This window comes from Actinophytocola sp. NPDC049390 (assembly GCF_044466355.1).
GTDB lineage: Bacteria > Actinomycetota > Actinomycetes > Mycobacteriales > Pseudonocardiaceae > Actinophytocola.
The window spans coordinates 276,179-294,312 of record NZ_JBITMQ010000010.1 but is presented as its reverse complement, the minus strand read 5'-3'; the positions used below and the strand labels follow the sequence as shown (position 1 = coordinate 294,312).

16 protein-coding genes are annotated in these 18,134 nt (G+C 69.0%); 11 read left to right on the top strand and 5 right to left on the bottom strand.

All coding sequences use genetic code 11. The features are described from left to right. Positions 1-140: 140 nt before the first annotated feature. The 3 genes from ACIBVP_RS27500 (at position 141) to ACIBVP_RS27490 (ending at position 2,269) form a co-directional block, all read left to right on the top strand. A complete protein-coding gene (locus ACIBVP_RS27500; RefSeq protein ID WP_396109235.1) occupies positions 141-941 on the top strand; it encodes a winged helix-turn-helix transcriptional regulator in 801 nt (266 codons plus the stop codon). A gap of 124 nt (positions 942-1,065) precedes the next feature. Then, positions 1,066-1,629 carry a hypothetical protein gene (locus tag ACIBVP_RS27495; protein ID WP_396109234.1) on the top strand — a complete coding sequence of 188 codons (564 nt, stop codon included), beginning with the start codon at positions 1,066-1,068 and terminating at the stop codon, positions 1,627-1,629. Next, a complete protein-coding gene (locus ACIBVP_RS27490) occupies positions 1,622-2,269 on the top strand; it encodes a DUF6239 family natural product biosynthesis protein (RefSeq protein ID WP_396109233.1) in 648 nt (215 codons plus the stop codon). Before ACIBVP_RS27495 ends, ACIBVP_RS27490 begins: the two co-directional genes overlap by 8 nt. A gap of 79 nt (positions 2,270-2,348) precedes the next feature. Here the strand turns inward: ACIBVP_RS27490 and ACIBVP_RS27485 are convergent, their stop codons facing one another. From ACIBVP_RS27485 to ACIBVP_RS27465, 5 genes are all read right to left on the bottom strand, one after another. Next, positions 2,349-2,546 carry a hypothetical protein gene (locus ACIBVP_RS27485; protein WP_396109232.1) on the bottom strand — a complete coding sequence of 66 codons (198 nt, stop codon included), beginning with the start codon at positions 2,544-2,546 and terminating at the stop codon, positions 2,349-2,351. Between the two features lie 31 nt (positions 2,547-2,577). Further along, positions 2,578-4,764, bottom strand: coding sequence for a molybdopterin oxidoreductase family protein (locus ACIBVP_RS27480; protein ID WP_396109231.1), 2,187 nt, complete (start codon positions 4,762-4,764; stop codon positions 2,578-2,580). 95 nt (positions 4,765-4,859) lie between these two features. Continuing rightward, positions 4,860-6,335, bottom strand: a complete 1,476-nt coding sequence (locus ACIBVP_RS27475; protein WP_396109230.1) for an NAD(P)/FAD-dependent oxidoreductase — start codon at positions 6,333-6,335, stop codon at positions 4,860-4,862. After that, positions 6,332-7,126 carry an SDR family NAD(P)-dependent oxidoreductase gene (locus ACIBVP_RS27470; RefSeq protein WP_396109229.1) on the bottom strand — a complete coding sequence of 265 codons (795 nt, stop codon included), beginning with the start codon at positions 7,124-7,126 and terminating at the stop codon, positions 6,332-6,334. Before ACIBVP_RS27470 ends, ACIBVP_RS27475 begins: the two co-directional genes overlap by 4 nt. A 225-nt stretch (positions 7,127-7,351) precedes the next feature. Then, on the bottom strand, positions 7,352-8,725 hold the full coding sequence (locus ACIBVP_RS27465) for a condensation domain-containing protein (RefSeq protein WP_396109228.1): 1,374 nt from the start codon (positions 8,723-8,725) through the stop codon (positions 7,352-7,354). A 181-nt stretch (positions 8,726-8,906) separates the two neighbouring features. Between ACIBVP_RS27465 and hppD the strand changes: the two genes are divergently transcribed. From hppD to ACIBVP_RS27425, 8 genes are all read left to right on the top strand, one after another. Further along, entirely contained in the window at positions 8,907-9,986 is a 1,080-nt protein-coding gene (hppD, locus tag ACIBVP_RS27460) for a 4-hydroxyphenylpyruvate dioxygenase (RefSeq protein ID WP_396109227.1), read from the top strand. 31 nt (positions 9,987-10,017) lie between these two features. Beyond that, complete coding sequence (locus ACIBVP_RS27455; RefSeq protein WP_396109226.1) at positions 10,018-11,292, top strand: NAD(P)/FAD-dependent oxidoreductase; 1,275 nt, start codon at positions 10,018-10,020, stop codon at positions 11,290-11,292. A 42-nt stretch (positions 11,293-11,334) separates the two neighbouring features. Beyond that, the gene (locus ACIBVP_RS27450) at positions 11,335-13,095 is read left to right on the top strand and encodes an amino acid adenylation domain-containing protein (RefSeq protein WP_396109225.1); all 1,761 of its coding nucleotides are present in this window, start codon (positions 11,335-11,337) and stop codon (positions 13,093-13,095) included. A gap of 16 nt (positions 13,096-13,111) precedes the next feature. Further along, positions 13,112-13,336 (top strand): MbtH family protein, encoded by a 225-nt coding sequence (locus ACIBVP_RS27445; protein WP_396109224.1) that lies wholly within the window; start codon positions 13,112-13,114, stop codon positions 13,334-13,336. A gap of 164 nt (positions 13,337-13,500) precedes the next feature. Next, on the top strand, positions 13,501-13,764 hold the full coding sequence (locus ACIBVP_RS27440) for an acyl carrier protein (protein WP_396109223.1): 264 nt from the start codon (positions 13,501-13,503) through the stop codon (positions 13,762-13,764). A gap of 25 nt (positions 13,765-13,789) precedes the next feature. Further along, positions 13,790-15,631 carry an asparagine synthase (glutamine-hydrolyzing) gene (gene asnB / locus ACIBVP_RS27435; protein ID WP_396109222.1) on the top strand — a complete coding sequence of 614 codons (1,842 nt, stop codon included), beginning with the start codon at positions 13,790-13,792 and terminating at the stop codon, positions 15,629-15,631. Positions 15,632-15,648: 17 nt separating this feature from the next. Next, the gene (locus ACIBVP_RS27430; protein ID WP_396109221.1) at positions 15,649-16,623 is read left to right on the top strand and encodes an AfsA-related hotdog domain-containing protein; all 975 of its coding nucleotides are present in this window, start codon (positions 15,649-15,651) and stop codon (positions 16,621-16,623) included. A 53-nt stretch (positions 16,624-16,676) separates the two neighbouring features. After that, the gene (locus ACIBVP_RS27425) at positions 16,677-18,134 is read left to right on the top strand and encodes a multicopper oxidase family protein (protein WP_396109220.1); all 1,458 of its coding nucleotides are present in this window, start codon (positions 16,677-16,679) and stop codon (positions 18,132-18,134) included.

Genomic DNA, 18,134 nt, shown 5'->3' with positions numbered 1-18,134 from the left:
GGCACGCGCGGAGATGCGCGCGGCCCGCCCGGGTCGGGAGTATGGGACAACACGTACCGACCGTCGCCCACCCGGCGCGGAAACCGTTGCCCGCCTTCGGTTCCCGCGCGCGGTGCGCGGAGGAGATTGGACGCTGGGCCATGACCGAATCGAACTGGAAGGTGGTCGTCGACCGCGGCCGCCTGACGATTTCCAGCGACGCCTTCACGTTCACGACCAGCGGCACGGACCCCATGCACCTCGAGGCCGTCGTCGCCGACCTGCAGAGCGCGGTGCGCGAGACGTACGGCCAGTACTGCGGCCTGTCGAGGGCCGCGGAGATGGTGGGGGAGCGGTGGGGCTTCCTGATCGTCCGCGACCTGCTCACCGGCCCGAAGTCCGCCGCCGACCTGCACACCGGCCTGCCCCTCATGTCCGTGAAGCTGGTGACCAGGCGGCTGAAGGAACTGACCTACAGTGGCGTCGTCCAGCCGCTCGACGACGACGTCGACAGCGACCACGTGCGCTACGAGCTCACCGAGTACGGCCGCGCGCTGGAGGACGCGGTGCTCGCGTTCGGCCGGTGGGGTGCCGCCACGCTCGCGACGCCCCGTCCCGAGGACATCGTCACCGACGCCTCCCTGCTGGTGGCGCTGAAGGCGACGTTCCTGCCGGAGGCGGCGCGTGGCGTGCGGGTGAGCTACGAGCTGCGGATCAACGACCACGTGCTCAACGCCAGGATCGACGACGGCGTGCTCGACGTCGCCCCCGGTCCGCTGCCCGGCGCGGACGCCGTGCTCGACCTGGGGTTCGTGCTGCTCGCGCTGATGACCGGCGAGATGACCGCCGACGACGTCCTGGCCACCGGCCAGGCACGCGTCGAGGGTGATCCCGCGCTACTGCACCGTTTCGTCGAGATGTTCCAGCTGCCCGAGCTGCCGGCACCGAAAGTGCCGGCTTGATCGGGCAACCGGAGGTTCCTCGTCGTCTGGACGCCGAGGCGGAATTGGACCGTCGGGCCGATGGCTCGTACTCCCGTTGCTGGCAGTCTGGACAGACCACCTTCTGCGACAAGGATTTGAGCGCATGACGGCTTCTGTCGGCACGGATCGCCTACTGGGACCGGGTGGGCTGCTCAACACCCGGTACCACAAGGTTGCGATGACGGTCTTCCTCGTCGTCGTGCTCGGCCACTGGGGGGAACACCTCGTACAGGCCTACCAGATCTACGTGCTGGACTGGCCCCGCCCGCAGGCCGGTGGCGTGCTGGGGTTGGCCTTTCCTGTGCTGGTCTCCTCCGAGTGGCTGCACTACGGCTACGCCATCGTGATGCTGGTGGGGTTCGTGACCCTGCGGCACGGGTTCGTCGGCAGGTCGAGGACGTGGTGGAACGCCGCCATGTGGATCCAGGTGTGGCACCACTTCGAGCACCTGCTGCTCCTGCTGCAGGCGATGACCGGCGCGTATCTCATGGGGACCGAGGTGCCGACGAGCGTCGCGCAGCTGGTGTTCCCGAGGGTCGAGCTGCACCTGTTCTACAACGCGATCGTGTTCGTGCCCATGGTCGTGGCGATGGTCCTCCACATGCGACCACGTCCGGCGGAGCGTGCGCTGATGCGGTGCACCTGCGCGGTGGGAGCCGGTGCCTGACACGGCAGGACTGTTCGTGCCCGCCACCCTGATGGCCCAGGGTGGCGGGCACGACCACGTCCTGACCGTGGGGGTCAGCATCGGCCCGCTGGTGCTGCGGATCGCCCTGCTCGCCGCGGTCCCGGTCGTCGCGGGCTTCGCCCTGCTGCGTGGTTTCCTCGCGGAACCCGACCGCCGCGCGCTGGCCGCGGTGATCGGGTTCGCCGGTGGCGCCGCCGTGCTGGAACTGCTGCTCTCCGGTGGTCTGAACCTGTCGCAGCGGCTGGTGCCGGTGCTGCTCGGGCTGCTTGCCGTCCCCCTCTACCTGGTGCTCTCCCGCGACCCGAGGTTCGCGCGGGCGGTCGGCCGGGCGCGGCGGTTCGCGCCGTGGGTCTTCTGGCCCGCGGCCGCGTTCGCGGGTGAGCAGTTCGTACTGGCCTGGCTCGCGGGCGCGGACGACACCGCGACCGCGCTGCACACGGGTGTGGTGCTCGCGCTCGTCGCGCTGGCCTGGTTCGCCGTGGCCGCCCCTCGGCGCGCCGCGAGCACACTGGGCGTACGCCTCGGCGCCGCGCTGCTGGCCGCGGCGCTCATCGCCGGTGCGGGCCAGGCCACGGTCCTGCGGCCCGCCGAGCCCGCACAGGCTTCGACCGGCGCCTGAGACTGCCGGTCGGCACGCGAAAGAAGGGTCGAGGGACGGGTTCCGTCCCTCGACCCTTCTCCGTGTTCTGACGCGGAATCTAGGCCGCTTCCGGCAGTTCGTCGTCGTGCCTGCGACGGCGGGCTTCATCGTCGGCCGCGATGTCGGCCAGGATGTCGGCCCAGACGATGCCCCGCGCGAGGTTTCCGTGGGGAATCGGCTGTACCACGGCCTCGTCGAGGAGGCGGCCCGTCGAAAGCTGCTCGTCACGCTGCTGGGTTCGGTCGAACGGAGACACAGCGGTCTCTCCCATCCTGTTGTCGGTGCGATTATCCGGACAGATTGCGGTCGTGCGGGTGGATCGTGACGGGAACGCCGTTGAACACCGCGTTCCCGGACGGAACGTCCACCACGAGTTCGTCGGTGAGCGCGTTCGCGTTGACACCGGCGTGCTGGGCGGCGACGCGTTGCCTGCCGCCCTCATGACCCCAGCCGTGCGGGAGGCTCACCACGCCCGGCATGATCACGTCGGTCGGTTCGACGTCGACGACCACCTCGCCCGCCGCCGAGCGCACGACCGCCTGCTCACCGAGCCCGAACCTGGCGACGTCCGCCGGGTTGACGTGCAGCGTGCACCGGTTGCTGCCGCCGACGAGCGACGGGACGTTGTGCAGCCAGCTGTTGTTGGACCGCAGCTGGCGCCGCCCGATCAGCAGCACGTCCGGGGTCGGTGCGGCCAGCCGGGCACGCAGCCGGTCGAAGTCGGCGACGATCGGCTCCGGGGTGAGCTCGACCTTGCCGGACGGTGTGCACAGCAGTTCCTTCAGGCGCGGTTCGAGTGGGCCGAGGTCGATGCCGTTCGGCTTCTCCTTCAGCTTCGCGAGGGAAAGGCCGTAGGGACCGAACTTCAGCAACGTGTCGAGGATCTGCTCCGTGCCGTCGTCGCCCTCGATCGTGGCACGCAGTGCCGCGACGTCCATGCCCTCCACCGGCGAGCCCGGCATCTGCGTCGCGCCGGTCAGCAACTGGCCGATGAACATCTCGTCGACGCCGGACGGGTCGGCGGCGGCACCGGCGCCGGCCGCGATCAACGTCAGCCGCGCCAGGATCTCCGCCTCCGACCGCTGGTCCGGTTCGAGCGGCAGGGCCGCGGGCGAGTAGCGGGTGTAGTTGCGCACCATGACGATCTGCATCAGGAAGTCGTAGTGCGACATCTGCAGGATGCGGGGTGGCGGGAGGATCACGTCGGCGTGCCGGGTGGTCTCGTTGAGGTACGGGTCGACGCAGACCATGAAGTCCAGTGACTGGAACGCCCGTCCGAACCGCGGCCCGTTGGGTGCCGCGACCACCTGGTTGGCCGCGACGTTGATCAGCGCGCGGACCTGGCCGTCGCCGGGGGTCTCGATCTCGTCCGGCAGCGTCGCCGTCGGCAGTTCGCCGAGCACCTCGGGGAACCCCTTGACACGGCTGCGCCAGCGGTCCCACTCGAACGGCTGCCCGGTGCGGAACACCTCCAGCGCTGCGGTCCGCGTGAACATGGTCCCGCCCGGCCGGTCGAGGTTGCCGGTCAGGATGTTGATCACGTCGACGAGCCACTGGGTGATCGTTCCGAACTCCACCACGGACCCGCCCATGCGCGAGTACACGGCCGCCGTCGGCGCCTCGGCCAGCTCGCGGGCGAGCCGCGCGACGTCGGCGGCGGGCACGCCGCACATCCGCTCGGCCACCTCGGGAGAGAACTCCGCCGTCAGCGCGCGGAGCTCGTCGAGCCCGTCGACGTCGAGTGTGACCGCGGCCAGGTCGTCGGCGAGGAGCGTGTGGACGATCCCGAGCAGCAGGAACGGGTCCGTGCCCGGACGGACGAACAAGTGCTCGTCTGCGGTCTCCGCGGTGCGGGTGCGGCGCGGGTCCACCACGACCAGCTTGCCGCCGCGCTCACGCAGTGCCCGCAGCCGGGCAGGCATGTTGGGCGCGCAGAACAGCGAACCGTGGGACTCCATCGGGTTGGCGCCGACGACCAGCAGGTAGTCGGTCCGGTCTACGTCCGGCACGGCGATGGCGAACGGGTCGCCGTAGAGGTGCCCGCACGCGACGTGCTTGGGCATGTGGTCGATGGTGCCGGAGGAGTAGACGTTCTTCGAGGCCAGCGACTGGATCAGCGGCACGCGGTAGAGGAACCCGGCCATCGTGTGGTAAGTCGGGTTACCGAAGTAGACGGCGACCGCGTCGCGGCCGTGCTCCTCGATGACCCCGGTGATCCCGCGTTCGACCGCGGCGAACGCCTCGTCCCAGGAGACCTCCCGCCACTCGTCGCCGTCCCGGACCATCGGGTGGCGCAGGCGGTCGGGGTCTTCGTCGAGGCGCCCGAGGCTCGCGCCCTTGGGGCAGATGTAGCCCTTGGTGAACGGGTCCTCGGCGTCACCGCGCACCTTCGTGACGCGGCCGGTGGGATCGAGGTCGATCTGCAGGCCGCAGACCGCGTCGCAGATGGGACATGTCCGGTGCGCGGTGGTCATCGGCACTCCTGTGGTGGGATCGCCCGTACGGGCGATGGCCACGGGAGTCCCCGGCGGGACGCCCGTGGCCGATGTGGACAGTTGGTGCGTTCCGCTCACGCGGCCTTCGGCAGCTCCGCGGGCCCCTCGGGCCCGCCGAACGCGGGCTCGACGCCCGGGGCCACCTCGAACGTGAACGGTTCCCTGCTTTCCTTCGCCGGGCCGAACAGCGACTTCCACAGCACCTTCAGCGCGAAGCCGGGCCGCATCATCGCCTCCGGCTTCTGGACGAGACCCGCGGTCTTGAAGTACTCGGCCGTGATGCTGCCGTCGTGGGTGGCGGCGATCTGCACCCGCTTCAGGAACCAGTTGCCCATCTTCACCTTGAACGTGCGCTCGCCCTCGACGCCCGGCAGGCTCAGGTCGATCTGGTTGGTCATCTCCCACGCCTGGTCGATGGCGTCCTTGGCCAGATCCCGGAAGAAGTCCTGCGGCACCGGCGCGGCACCGCTGTGCAGGTGCCGGCGGATGACCAGCGCGCACAGCGCGGCGACGCTCATACCCTGTGCGTACACGGGGTTGAACGTGGTGACGGCGTCACCGGTGACCAGCAGGCCCTCGGGGAACCGGCGCAGCTTGTGGTAGTGGCGGCGCAGCGTCGTCGGGAACTTGAACGGCATCGCCTTGTCGACCGGGTCCGCGTACCGCAGCGTGTTGTAGACGTCCTTGGCGGGCAACGACTTCAGCCACGCCATGAGGCCCTCGTAGTCGGTGGGCGGGTGGTCGCCGAGGATGCCGTACGTGGTCAGCTCCACCTTGCCGTCCTCCACCAGGAAGAACACGTTGCCCCTCGGCACGACGGCGTTCGCGATCTGGTTGATCGCCACGTCGTTGACGAACCCGTTCGCGCCGGGGCGCAGCCGGAAGTGCTGCGTCACGTAGCCGAGGTCGATCTTCTTGCGCTCCTCGAACGGCTTCTCGTAGCCGAGCTGTTCCAGCCAGACCGGGGTCCGCGAGCCGCGGCCGGTGGCGTCGACCACCAGGTCGGCCTCGATGACCTCGTCGGTGTCCGTGCCGCGCTTCTGCACCCGTGCACCGGTGACCGTGCTCTTGTCGGCCGTCGTGGTGAGACCGAGGATGTCGTGCTCCTCGATGAAGCTCACGTTCTCGATCTTCTGCACCCGCTCGCGGATGAACCACTCGAACATCGGGCGGACCACGCCGAGGGTGGTCAGGCCCGCGGTCTGCTGCTTGAGTCGGTTGCCCCGCGCGTACCAGCGGCAGCTGCCGGACAGGTCACCCGTCGGCACGCCGTAGTCGACCATCTCCTTGGTGAGCCCGGGGAAGAGCTCCTCCATCACCTGCACGCCGCGTGCGAGCAGCCCGTTGGCCTGGTGGCTCTGCGGGCAGAACCGCCGCACGCCCTTGACGCCGACGAGCTTGTCGCGGTCCACGATCAGCACCTCGTCGTAGGCGTCCGCGAGCACCCTGGCCGCAAACAGGCCGGCAATGCTGCCGCCCAGCACCACCGCGCGGGTTCCGGCGTCCTGGCCCATCGCGGTCACCTCCTTGATTCCGTGGGGTCGTGTCACAGCTGAACAGTCGTGTTCATCGGCAGTGAGCCGACGAGGCCACCGTCCACACCGAGGTCCTGGCCGGTGATGTAGGTCGCTCGGTCGGACAGCAGGAAGGTCACCGCGTCGGCGACTTCCTCCGGCGTACCGATCCGGCCCGCGGGCACCAGCCGTCCGCACACGTCGCGGGCCTCGTCGGTGGGAGCGAGTTCGTCGAGCATGTCCGTGCGGACGAAGCCGGGGCTCACGGAGTTGACCCGGATGCCCTGGCTCGCCAGGTCCGCGGCCAGCAGGCGGGCCAGACTGGCGACGGCTGCCTTCGTCGAGGCGTACATCGTCGCGAGGCCCATCGCGAGGCCCATGCCGCGGTGCACGAGACAGGTGCTGTTCAGCACGACGGAACCGCCGTTGTCGAACAGCGGCAGCGTCTTCTGGACGGTGAAGAACGCGCCCCTGAAATTGACGCCGACATACCGGTCGAAGTCGGCTTCGCTGACGTCCGCGCGCGGGGCGATGGGATTGTAGGAGGCCATTCCGGCGTTGGCGAAGACGCCGTCCAGCCTGCCGAAGCGGTCGCGGACCCGGGTGGCGAGCTCGTCGAGCTCGTCCTCACGGGACACGTCGGTGCTCACCGCGAGTACCCGGTCGCCGCTGGGGTCGAGTTCCTTCGCCGCCAGGTCGATCGTCTCGACGCGACGCCCGGCCAGTACCACGTTCGCGCCCGCGTCGACGAGCTGCCGCGCGGTGGCAAGACCGATGCCGCTGCCACCACCTGTGATGAGAACTGTCTTGCCGTCGAAAGCAGCCATGCGAAAAGCGTCACACCCGCCAGGTGACGAGGCATCTCCAGTGTTGCGGCATGGGAGAGGCGGCCGGGTCGTCGATGCCACGTGGGTCCTCCAGGACGTGCCGACGCCCCGGCGCCGGGCAGGCTTCCGTTCCCGTTCTTCGCGCCGCACGGGGATTCCTCGGCGCGACGCACGACGACGTCGAGCTCCTCTGTGAGGCGCTCGACATCGTGGCTGTGGCAAGGCTCAGAGGTCCCGCAACCGGATCGTGGGGTTGGTCGTGGCCAGCGCCAGGATCTCCCGGTAGTCGCCGACCAGCTTCTCGATCGTGGGTTCGAGGAAGTCCGCCTTGCTGTACCTGGCGTGCGCGGCGATCTCCCCGGTCGGCAGCAGGTCCAGTGTGAACACGATCCCGTTCGGGATCTCGGAGGTCTCCGAACTGGACTCGACCCGCTTGCGCACCTCGGTGTAGGTGAGGTCGCCGACGGTGGTCTCCTCCATGAGGTCCGGGAACTGGAACGACTGGAACGCGCAGGCCGAGAGGTTCCCGGCCTCGTAGGGCTTGTTGAGGTCCGGTGCCTCGGCCGCGATGTGCGCGTACGGCAGGTCGTGGGCGTAGGCCTCCAGGCAGGTCGTCCTGGTCCGGTTGACCAGCTCGGAGAACGCCGGGTTGTCGGACAGGTCGGTGCGCAGCGGCACGAGGTTGAAGAACGGCCCGACGGCCTCGGCGAAGCGCGGGTCCCCACGGCCGGACGACAGGATCGGGGTCACCACGTCGACGTCGCCGGTCTTCTTGTGCCACAAGACGTTGAACGCGGCGAGCAGCACCATGAACGGCGACGCGCGGAGCGCCTTGGCGAGGTTGCCGGCCGCGGTGGCCAGCTCGGGCGGGAAGATCTGCCGGTGCACCGCGTACCTGTAGGGCACATCGGGCTGGTCCGTAGCGACCATGGACGTCTGGGCGCCGTCGAGCTTGCGCCGCCAGTACGCCCGCGCGCGTTCGGCGTTCTCGGCGGCCAGCTCCTCCTGCTGCCAGGCAGAGAACTCCTTGTACTGCACGGGCTCGGGCAGGTCGGCAGGACCGAAACCCTTGTGCTGAGCGTAGAGCGCGGCGATCTCACGGATCAGCACGGACATCGAGTAGCCGTCGCTCGCCGTGTGGTGGGTGAGGAGCACGAGCACCGCGTCGCGCTCGTCGAAACGACCCAGCACCGCGCGGATGTGCGGCAGGTCCGCCGCGCGCAGCTCGAAGTACTCGACCTTGTTGATGAAACTGTCCGCGCGCTCGTCCCTCGACCGGGGGTCGTCGTCACCGGACAGGTCGATCACCTGGACGTCGACCCGGGACGGCGGCAGCACCCGCTGGTAGTCGTCGCCGTCGCCGCGGATGACCTCGGTGCGCAGGATCTCGTTGCGCACCACCACGTCGTCGAGCGCGGCCTGGAGCACGGCTACGTCGATCTCGCCGGTCACCCGCCACGCGAGGTTCACCAGGTGCCGGGGGCCGAACGCGCCCTCGTCGTCACCCTTGTCGAAGATGCAGAACAGTTCGAGATTGGCCGACAAAGGAAATCGGTTCCGCTGACCTTCCGATGACTCCGGCGTTTCGGCGATGGTCATTTCCCGGACTCCTCGACGTCGCGGCTGAATTGGGCGCGGCGACGTGTCTGCCGCTGGTGGTCGACGGTAGCAACCGGCTGTCGGGCCCCGGTTATCCCAACGTGCCGACCGGCCCGGCAATAGGGGAGATGCAGGTTTCGCCCAGCGGATGTCAATGTCGTCTCAGCGACCAGGAGGAACGATGACCACAGCGCGCACGCAGGTTTTCGAGAACATGGCCATCGACTACGTCGAGTTCTACGTCGACGACATCGGCCACAACCTCGATTGGCTCGTCGATGGTTACGGGTGCACGGTCCGCGCGGCGAGCGGTGCGGACGACGGACGCGCCCCGGTGCGGACGTTCTGCGTCGGCCAGGGCGACATCGACCTGCTGCTCACCACGCCGCTCGAGAGCGACCACCCGGCGGCCGCCTACGTCGAGCGGCACGGTGACGGGGTGGCGAACATCGGCCTGCGGGTGCGGGACGCGGCCGCCGCCTTCGCCGAGGCCGTGCACGGTGGTGCGCGGGCGGTCATGGCACCCACCGAGCGGGACGGCATCGTGACAGCGACGATCATCGGTTTCGGCGACGTCACGCACACGTTCGTGCAGCGGCCGGAGGGCTCCGCGGCGCACGACTCGCACGGGCTCGTCGCGGTGCCCGGCATCGGGGAAGCCGGCACCGGGTTGCGCGCGGTCGACCACTTCGCCGTCGCGGTAGAGCCGGGACAGATCGACGCGACCGTCGAGTTCTACCAGCGGGCGCTGGACTTCGATCTCACGCTCACCGAGCGGATCGAGACGGGTCACCAGGCGATGTTCATCAAGGTGGTGCAGAGCAAGTCGCGGGGGGTCACGTTCACCCTGATCGAGTCCGACGTCTCGATGGAGTCGGGCCACGTCGACGACTTCCTGAAGGACCACGACGGCGCGGGTGTGCAGCACATGGCACTGTCCACCGGCGACATCCTTTCCTCCGTGCGGCAGATCGGGGAGCGGGGCGTCGATTTGCTGTCCGCGCCCGACACCTACTACGCCGCACTGACCGAGCGGGTCCAGCCGGACCGGCACAGCGTCGAGGACCTCCGCGCGCTGGACATCCTGCTCGACGAGGACCACGACGGCCAGCTGTACCAGATCTTCGCCAAGTCGGTGCACCCGCGGAACACGATCTTCCTGGAGATCATCGAGCGGGCCGGGGCGAGCACGTTCGGCAGTTCGAACATCAAGTCCCTCTACGAGGCGGTCGAGACACAGCGGAACCGGGACGGGAACTGACAGCAAGCGAAGCGACGGAGGAATCACGACAATGGCAGGCAAAGACGACTTCGACGTCGTCATCATCGGCGGTGGCCCCGGTGGCTCGGCGACGGCGGGCCTCCTGGCGAAACAGGGGCACAAGGTACTCGTCCTGGAGAAGGAGAAGTTCCCCCGCTACCACATCGGTGAGTCGCTGATCACCGGTTCGATGCCGACGATCGAGGCGCTGGGCCTGCGTGAGCGGCTGGACAGGATGGGGTACGTCCGCAAGTACGGTGGCTCCCTGCTGTGGGGGCGGAACCAGGGCACGTGGGACTTCCGGTTCACCGAGGCGTCGGAGTACGAGTACACCTTCCAGGTCCGCCGCGCCGACTTCGACTCGGTGCTGCTCGGCCGGGCCCGCGAACTCGGCGCGCTGGTCATCGAGGAGGCCAACGCCCAGGAGGTCATCTTCGACGGCGACCGCGCCGTCGGCGTGCGCTACCTGCGCAAGGGTGACGCCGAGCCGACCGTCGCGAACAGCAAGCTGGTGGTCGACGCGACCGGCCAGTCACACCTGCTCGCGCGCAAGCTCGGGCTCATCGACTACCACGACGACCTGCGCAACATCGCGGTCTGGGCGTACTTCCAGGGCTGCAGGCGCTACGGCGGCACCCGCGCGGGTGACACGCTCACCGAGAACCGCCCGAACGGCTGGTTCTGGTTCATCCCGCTGTCGGACGGCACAGTCAGCGTCGGCTACGTGACGCACATCGACGCGTACAAGAAGTCCGGCATGACGCCGGAGCAGCTGCACGCAGCCCAGCTCGCGGCCGCCGACGAGGTCACCTCGCTCACCAAGGACGCCACCCGGGTGAGCGGCTACCGCACGATCAAGGACTGGTCCTACACCTGCAACAAGTTCTACGGACCGGGTTGGGCGCTGGTCGGTGACGCGGCGGCCTTCATCGACCCGCTGCTCTCGACCGGTGTCGGCCTGACACTGCGTGGTTCGCTCGGCCTCGCGGAGACGGCCGACCTGGCTCTGCGCAACCCGGGCGACGAGGTGGCGCTGTACGACCGCTACGAGCGCAACTACCGCGAGTTCCTCAACTCGTTGCTGGAGTTCGTCCGGTTCTTCTACGACCGCACCAAGTCCAAGGAGGACTACTGGGACGCGGCGCAGGAGAGCATCGACCCGCGTCGCCTGCGCCCGCGCAAGATCGACTTCGCGCGGATGCTGTCCGGGGTGTCCGGCACCCGCGACATCTTCGACGGACCGCTGGCGCTGCGGGCGTTCCGGGACAGCGACGCGCCCGTCGAGCCGGACGAGCTGGCCAGCTAGCACGGTCGCCGGCCCGCGGCGAGAGGTAATGGGAGCACATTGATGGAGATCTTCTCGATCCCCCAGCGGTTCGCCGAGCAGGTCGCGCGCACGCCGGACGCGGTCGCCGTGTCCGGCGGTGCGGCCGGGTTGACCTACCGCGAACTCGACGAGCGGGCCAACCAGCTCGCGCACCGGCTCATCGGGCTCGGCGTCCGTCCGGACGACCGGGTCGCGGTGCTGCTGGAACGGTCCGTCGACCTGGTGGTGGCCATCCTCGCGACGGTCAAGGCGGGGGCGGCCTACGTCCCGGTGCACGAGGGCTACCCGCCGGACCGCAGGCAGTGGGTGGTGGACAACTGCGGCTCGACGGTGCTGCTGGCCGACACCGCGAAGCGCGCGGAGGGTCTGCCGACCGGGGTGCCGACCGTGATCGTCGACGACGACCCGGCCACCGCCGAGCAGCCGGTCGGCGACCCCTCGGTGCCGAGCCACCCGGACCAGTTGGCGTACGTGATCCACACGTCCGGCTCCACCGGCGAGCCGAAGGGCGTCGCGGTGACCCAGCGGGAGGTGCTGCGGCTCATCTTCGATCCGCAGTGGACGGTGGAGCGGCACGCGCGGGTGCTGATGGTGGCGCCGTACGCGTTCAACGTGTCCACTTACGAGATCTGGATGCCGCTGCTGCACGGCGGCGAGATCGTGGTCGCGCCACCAGGCCGGCTCGAACCGAACCTGTTGCGTGAGCTGATCACCGGGTCGCGGATCACCGGTATCCACCTGACGGCGGGCCTGTTCCGGGTGCTCGCCGAGGAGGCGCCGGAGACCTTCATCGGGCTCAGCGAGGTCCTGACCGGTGGCGACGTGATCGCACCGGCCGCGGTGCGCAGGGTGCTGGACGCCAACCCCGACATCGTGATCAGGGCGATGTACGGCGCGACGGAGGCCACGCTGTTCTCCGCGCACAACCCGCTGACCGCCGACTACCGGCCGGGCACGGTGGTGCCGGTCGGCGGTCCGCTCAGCGACGTCACGCTGCACATCCTCGACGACCGGCTCGCACAGGTGCCCGCCGACGTCGAGGGGGAGATCTACATCTCCGGCCGGGGGGTCGCACGCGGCTACTTCGGCGACGTGGAGCTGACCGCGGAGCGGTTCGTCGCCGACCCGTTCGGCGCGCCGGGCGCCCGAATGTACCGGACCGGCGATCTGGCCCGCCGCAACGGCGACGGCCTGATCGAGTTCGTCGGCCGGGCGAACAGCCAGGTGAAGATCCTGGGCTTCCGGATCGAGTTGGCCGAGGTCGAGTCGGTGCTGGCCGGCTTCCCCGGCGTCGCACACGCCGTTGTCGTGGTGCGCGAGCTCGACCAGGGCGAGAAGCGGCTGGTGGGCTACGTGGTGCCGGAGTCCGGCGAGGTCGACTTGGGCGCGCTGCGCGCGCACATCAGGGAGACACTGCCCGACTACATGGTGCCCGCCGCGTTCGTCGCGCTGGACACGCTTCCGTTGACCCACAACGGAAAGCTGGACCGCAAGGCGATGCCGGAGCCCGACTTCGACGCGGTGTCGACCTACCGGGCGCCCCAGACGCCGCGGCAGGAGCAGCTGTGCGCGATCTTCAGCTCGGTGCTCGAGGTGCCCAGGATCGGCATCGACGACAGCTTCTTCGACCTCGGCGGCCAGTCGCTGCAGGCGATGCGGCTGCTCAGCCGGATCCGGTCCGAACTCGACGTCGACCTGCTGATCAACGTGCTGTTCGACGTCCCGACCGTGGCCGGGCTCGCCAAGTACATCGACGACGAGTCCGCCGCGGCGGCGGCCTGACCGGGAGGAGCGGCACATGACCAACCCGTTCGAGGTGCCGGACGTCAACTACACCGTCCTGCGCAACGACGAGGATCAGCACTCGTTGTGGCCGGCGTTCGCCGACGTGCCCGTCGGCTGGACGGTCGCGTATGGACCGGACCGCCGCGCGGAGTGCATGGCCTACGTGCGGGAGAACTGGACGGACCTGCGGCCGCGCAGCGTCGCGGGGTTCGTCGCCGAGCACGCCGGCGATCGGTGAGACACGTCCTTCCGGAACGACCACAAGAGAGCCCGGCCGACCGGCCGGGCTCTCTTGTGGTCACCGGGGTTTCTGCGCAACCACAGAGATGTCCTCGGCCTCCGGTCGGCAGATGATCGTACCCATCCACATCGAAGGCATCATCGAAGTATCTGGGAGGCACCGTGACCGCGCTGGTACTGCAACGACTCACGGAACTGATGGCCGAGTGCGGCGACCGGGACCCGTCTTCCGAGGTGGCACTCGACGACAGCATCGGAGAGGTCCCCTTCGAGGACCTCGGGTTCGACTCGCTGTCCCTGTTCAACATGTGCCTGCAGATCGAGAGCACGTACTCGGTGCAGCTCGCGCTGGACGACGTCCTGGCGGCGGAGACACCGAACGGTCTGATCGAACTGGTCAACGAGAACTTAAGTCGCAGCGCCTGACGCAAGGTTGGCGGTTGGAGAACTCATGTGTGGAATCGCGGGCTGGGTCGACTTCAGCCGGGATCTGTCCAAGGAGCACGCCACGATCCAGGCGATGACCAGGACGCTCAAGAACCGGGGACCCGACGCGGAGGGCATCTGGACGGCGCGGCACGTCGCGCTGGGGCACCGCAGGCTCGCCATCATCGACGTCATCGGCGGCGCGCAGCCCATGGAGTTCTCCGAGCTCGACAAGCAGCTGGCCGTCCTCACCTTCTCGGGTGAGATATTCAACTTCCGCGAGCTGCGCGCCGAGCTGCGCTCCCGCGGCCACCACTTCCAAACCCGGAGCGACACCGAGGTGCTGCTGCATTCCTACCTGGAATGGGGCACGGCGTGCGTGCACCGGCTGATGGGCATGTACGCCTTCGCGATCTGGGACGCCCGTCGCGACGAGCTGGTCATGGTCCGCGACCACATGGGTGTGAAACCGCTGTTCTACATGGAGACACCGCACGGGGTGCTCTTCGGATCGGAACCCAAGGCCATCCTGGCGAACCCGATGGCGCCGTGCCGCACCGACCTCGACGGTCTCCGCGAGATGTTCGACATGGTGAAGACGCCGGAGGAGACCGTCTACGTCGGCATGCGCGAGGTGCGCCCGGGCCACCTGGTCCGCGTCAACGCCAATGGCGTCGTCAACCAGCGGTACTGGTCGCTGGAGGCCAGGCCGCACACCGACGACCTGCAGGCGACGATCGGCCACGTCCGGGAACTCCTCGAGGACATCGTCTACCGCGAGCTCAACTCCGACGTGCCGCTGTGCACGCTGCTCTCCGGCGGGCTCGACTCCTCCGCGGTCACCGCGCTGGCGGCGAAGAACCTGGGACGAGGGCAGGTCCGGTCCTTCTCGGTCGACTTCGCCGGCGCGGAGGACCGCTTCCAGGCCGACGCCGTCCGCGGCTCCGCGGACGCGCCGTTCGCCAGGGAGGTCGCCGAGTTCGTCAGCTCGCGCCACACCGAGATCCTGCTCGACAGCGCGAACCTCGTCGATCCGGCGGTGCGCGCGGAGGTTCTGTACGCGACCGACCGGCCGCCCGCCTACTGGGGCGACATGTGGCCGTCGCTGTACCTGCTGTTCCGCGCGATCCGGATGACCTCGACGGTGGCACTGTCCGGCGAGTCGGCGGACGAGCTGTTCGGCGGGTACCGGTGGTTCCACAACCCCAACGCGATCAAGGCCGAGACCTTCCCGTGGCTCACCTCCGGTTCGTCGCGCTACTTCGGCGGGATCGGGCTGCTGGACCGGGGTCTGGTGGAGAAGCTCGACCTGGCGGAGTACCGCAGACAGCGCTACTCCGAGGCGATCGCGGAGATGCCCCAGCTGCCTGGCGAGCCGGACCAGGACCGGCGGATGCGGCAGATCACCTATCTCAACCTCACCCGGTTCGTGCAGACGTTGCTGGACCGCAAGGACCTGATGAGCATGGCGGCGAGCCTCGAGGTCCGGGTCCCGTTCTGCGACCACCGGCTGGTCGAGTACGTGTTCAACGTGCCGTGGCAGATGAAGTCCTTCGACGGCAGGGAGAAGAGCCTGCTGCGGGCCGCCACCACGGACCTGCTGCCGACCTCGGTCCTGGAGCGGGTCAAGACCCCGTACCCCGCCACACAGGACCCGGGCTACGAGGCCGCGTTGCAGTCGGAGCTGCGTGAGGTGCTGTCCGACATGAACGCGCCGGTCCGGCCGCTGCTCGACCTCGACAAGGCCCAAGCCGTCGCGGCACGGGATTCCGGTGCGGTGAGCCGCGCCTACGACCGGGGAAGTCTTGAGATGGCGTTGTGGCTCAACCGCTGGCTCGTCGCCAACGACGTCATGTTGGACCTGTGACCGAGGAGGTGCGTCCGGTGGACGACAAGGACGTTAGTCATCTGCAGATCCTGCCCAAGGCGCTGGTGCACAAGGACGGATTCGACGATGTGTTCCTGACCAGCTTCGCGGTTCGGGGACCGCGCGAGTCTGTGCTCGGCGCGACGTTGCCGCGTTCGCACCGCTTCTACTGCGAGGTGCCGGTCGGCAACCGGGTGCGGGACCTGGCGACGCTGATCGAGATCTGCAGGCAGGCCTGCTTCGTCGTCGCGCACGAGCAGTTCGACGTGCCGCTCGGCGGCGCGGCCGACGCGAAGTTCCTGATGCGCGAGCTGTCCGGGGAGTTCGTGGACACCAGCCCGTTCGACACCGACGAACCGGTCCATGTCGCCGTGGACTGCGTGGTCGAGCACGTGGCCCGGCGCGCCGGCCAGGTCTCCGCACTGGTGTGGGCCTTCACGGTGCGGGCGGGCGAGGTGGTCGTCGGCCGGTCGCGGATGGCACAGACGCTCATGAGCAGGGCCGTGTGGGGACAGATGCGCGGCCGCCTGCGGACCGAGCGCCGGCTGCCGGTCCGGATGGGTGTGGTGGCGCCGCCAGGGCCGGGCGACGTGACGGCCGCCGAGGTCGGGCGGGTCAACCAGGACAACGTCGTGATCACCGGCGTCAGCGCGGTCGACGGTGGCTACGAGGCGAGGATCAACGTCGACCTGCGCCACCCGGTGATGTTCGACCACCCCGCCGACTACATCTTCGCGATGGTCCAGCTGGAGGCGGCCCGGCAGCTGTCCCTGGTCGCGGCGTCCCGGCGTCTCGCCGTGCCCGCGACCCGCCTGGAGATGTCCTCGGTCACGGCCGAGTACCGGGCGGTCGCCGAGTTCGACCTGCCGACCGTCCTGCGCGCGACGTTCGTAGAGGCCGGGGGTGAGCCGTCGCCCCGGCTCGCCGTGACGGCCGAACAACAGGGCCGGGTGGTGTCGGCGTTCGAGCTGACCGTCCGGCCCGCGGTCTGACCCCGTCCCGGGTTCGGGGGACCTGGGACACACACAGAGAAACGAGGCACAGCATGTTGGACAGGCGACGATTATTGACCCTGGGCGGGATCACCGCGGGCAGTGTTGTGGGCGGGGCGTTGTTGCTCCCACCCCAGCCGACCCCGGCGGCGAACCGCGGCGTCGCCGCGCACTCCGGTCATGTGCGGTCGGCCGGCATGCGCCGAATCCGCCCAGGCACGCAGTTCACCAAGCGCATGCCGGTCCCCCGGGAACTGAGCCCGACAACCAGGAGCGGCACTGACTGCTACCGCATCCCCATCCAGCAGGCCGAGCACGAGTTCGTGCCAGGGCATCCCTCCGTTGTCCGCACCTACGCGGGTCAGTTCGTGGGCCCGACCATCCGGGCGAAGACGGGACGGCCGGTGAAGGTCTCCTTCACCAACACGCTGGCCGGGCCGACGAACGTGCACCTGCACGGCGGACATGTTCCGCAGAGCAGCGACGGGTACCCGACGGACATCATCGCCCCGGGGTCGAGCCGCGACTACTACTACCCGAACAGGCAGCAGGGCGCGACCCTCTGGTACCACGATCACGCGCACCACGTCGAGGCCGAGAACGTCTATCTCGGACTGCACGGGTTCTACATCCTGGAGGACGACGAGGAGCGCGCGCTCAACCTGCCCAGCGGGGAGTACGACATCCCGATCATGCTCCGGGACGCCCTGCTCGACGAGAACGGCACCCTCGTCTACACCGTTCACCCGCCGGAGCGGACCACGATCCTGGCCAATGGTGTCGTGACACCACACTTTCCGGTGGCCAGGCGCAAGTACCGGATCCGTTTCCTCAACGGCGCGACCGAACGGGTCTTCCGCCTCAAGCTCGGCGGCGCCGACATGGTCCAGATCGGATCCGACGGCGGGCTGCTGCCCGCACCGGTGCCACGCTCGGAGATCGAACTCGGGTCGGCGGAGCGCATCGACGTCGTGATCGACTTCTCCCGTTACGACGCCGGCACGCAGCTGGTGCTCCAGGACGTGACCGGTCCGGTACTCCGGTTCGACGTGACACGGGACGCGGACGACCCGAGCCGGGTGCCCGACACGCTGCGGCCACTGCCGCCGATGCCGCGTGCCACCGTCGATCGGGTGGTGGCGATGAGGTTCGACCTGACCGGCCCGGAGCCGCTCGGTCTCGTCAACGACAGGACCTTCGACCCGAACCGTGTCGACTTCCGGGTCAAACGCGGCACTTCCGAGATCTGGGAGATCCGCAACGACGACTTCGAGTTCGGCATTCCGCACACGTTCCACACGCACCTCGAGCAGTTCCGGGTGCTCGACCGGGGCGGGAAACCGCCGACTCTCGACGACGCCGGCCGCAAGGACACGGTCTTCGTCGCACCGGGCGAGCCGGTCCGGATACAGCTCAACTTCACCGACTACCTCGGCAAGTTCCTGTACCACTGCCACTATCTGGAGCATTCGGTGCACGGCATGATGGGCCAGATGGACATCGTCGAGTAG

Excerpts from the sequence above, each read along its gene's own strand:
- ACIBVP_RS27500 (WP_396109235.1), top strand. The coding sequence starts at position 141 with ATGACCGAATCGAACTGGAAGGTGGTCGTCGACCGCGGCCGCCTGACG.
- ACIBVP_RS27495 (WP_396109234.1), top strand. The coding sequence starts at position 1,066 with ATGACGGCTTCTGTCGGCACGGATCGCCTACTGGGACCGGGTGGGCTG.
- ACIBVP_RS27480 (WP_396109231.1), bottom strand. The coding sequence starts at position 4,764 with ATGACCACCGCGCACCGGACATGTCCCATCTGCGACGCGGTCTGCGGC.
- ACIBVP_RS27470 (WP_396109229.1), bottom strand. The coding sequence starts at position 7,126 with ATGGCTGCTTTCGACGGCAAGACAGTTCTCATCACAGGTGGTGGCAGC.
- ACIBVP_RS27465 (WP_396109228.1), bottom strand. The coding sequence starts at position 8,725 with ATGACCATCGCCGAAACGCCGGAGTCATCGGAAGGTCAGCGGAACCGA.
- hppD (WP_396109227.1), top strand. The coding sequence starts at position 8,907 with ATGACCACAGCGCGCACGCAGGTTTTCGAGAACATGGCCATCGACTAC.
- ACIBVP_RS27455 (WP_396109226.1), top strand. The coding sequence starts at position 10,018 with ATGGCAGGCAAAGACGACTTCGACGTCGTCATCATCGGCGGTGGCCCC.
- ACIBVP_RS27450 (WP_396109225.1), top strand. The coding sequence starts at position 11,335 with ATGGAGATCTTCTCGATCCCCCAGCGGTTCGCCGAGCAGGTCGCGCGC.
- ACIBVP_RS27445 (WP_396109224.1), top strand. The coding sequence starts at position 13,112 with ATGACCAACCCGTTCGAGGTGCCGGACGTCAACTACACCGTCCTGCGC.
- asnB (WP_396109222.1), top strand. The coding sequence starts at position 13,790 with ATGTGTGGAATCGCGGGCTGGGTCGACTTCAGCCGGGATCTGTCCAAG.
- ACIBVP_RS27425 (WP_396109220.1), top strand. The coding sequence starts at position 16,677 with ATGTTGGACAGGCGACGATTATTGACCCTGGGCGGGATCACCGCGGGC.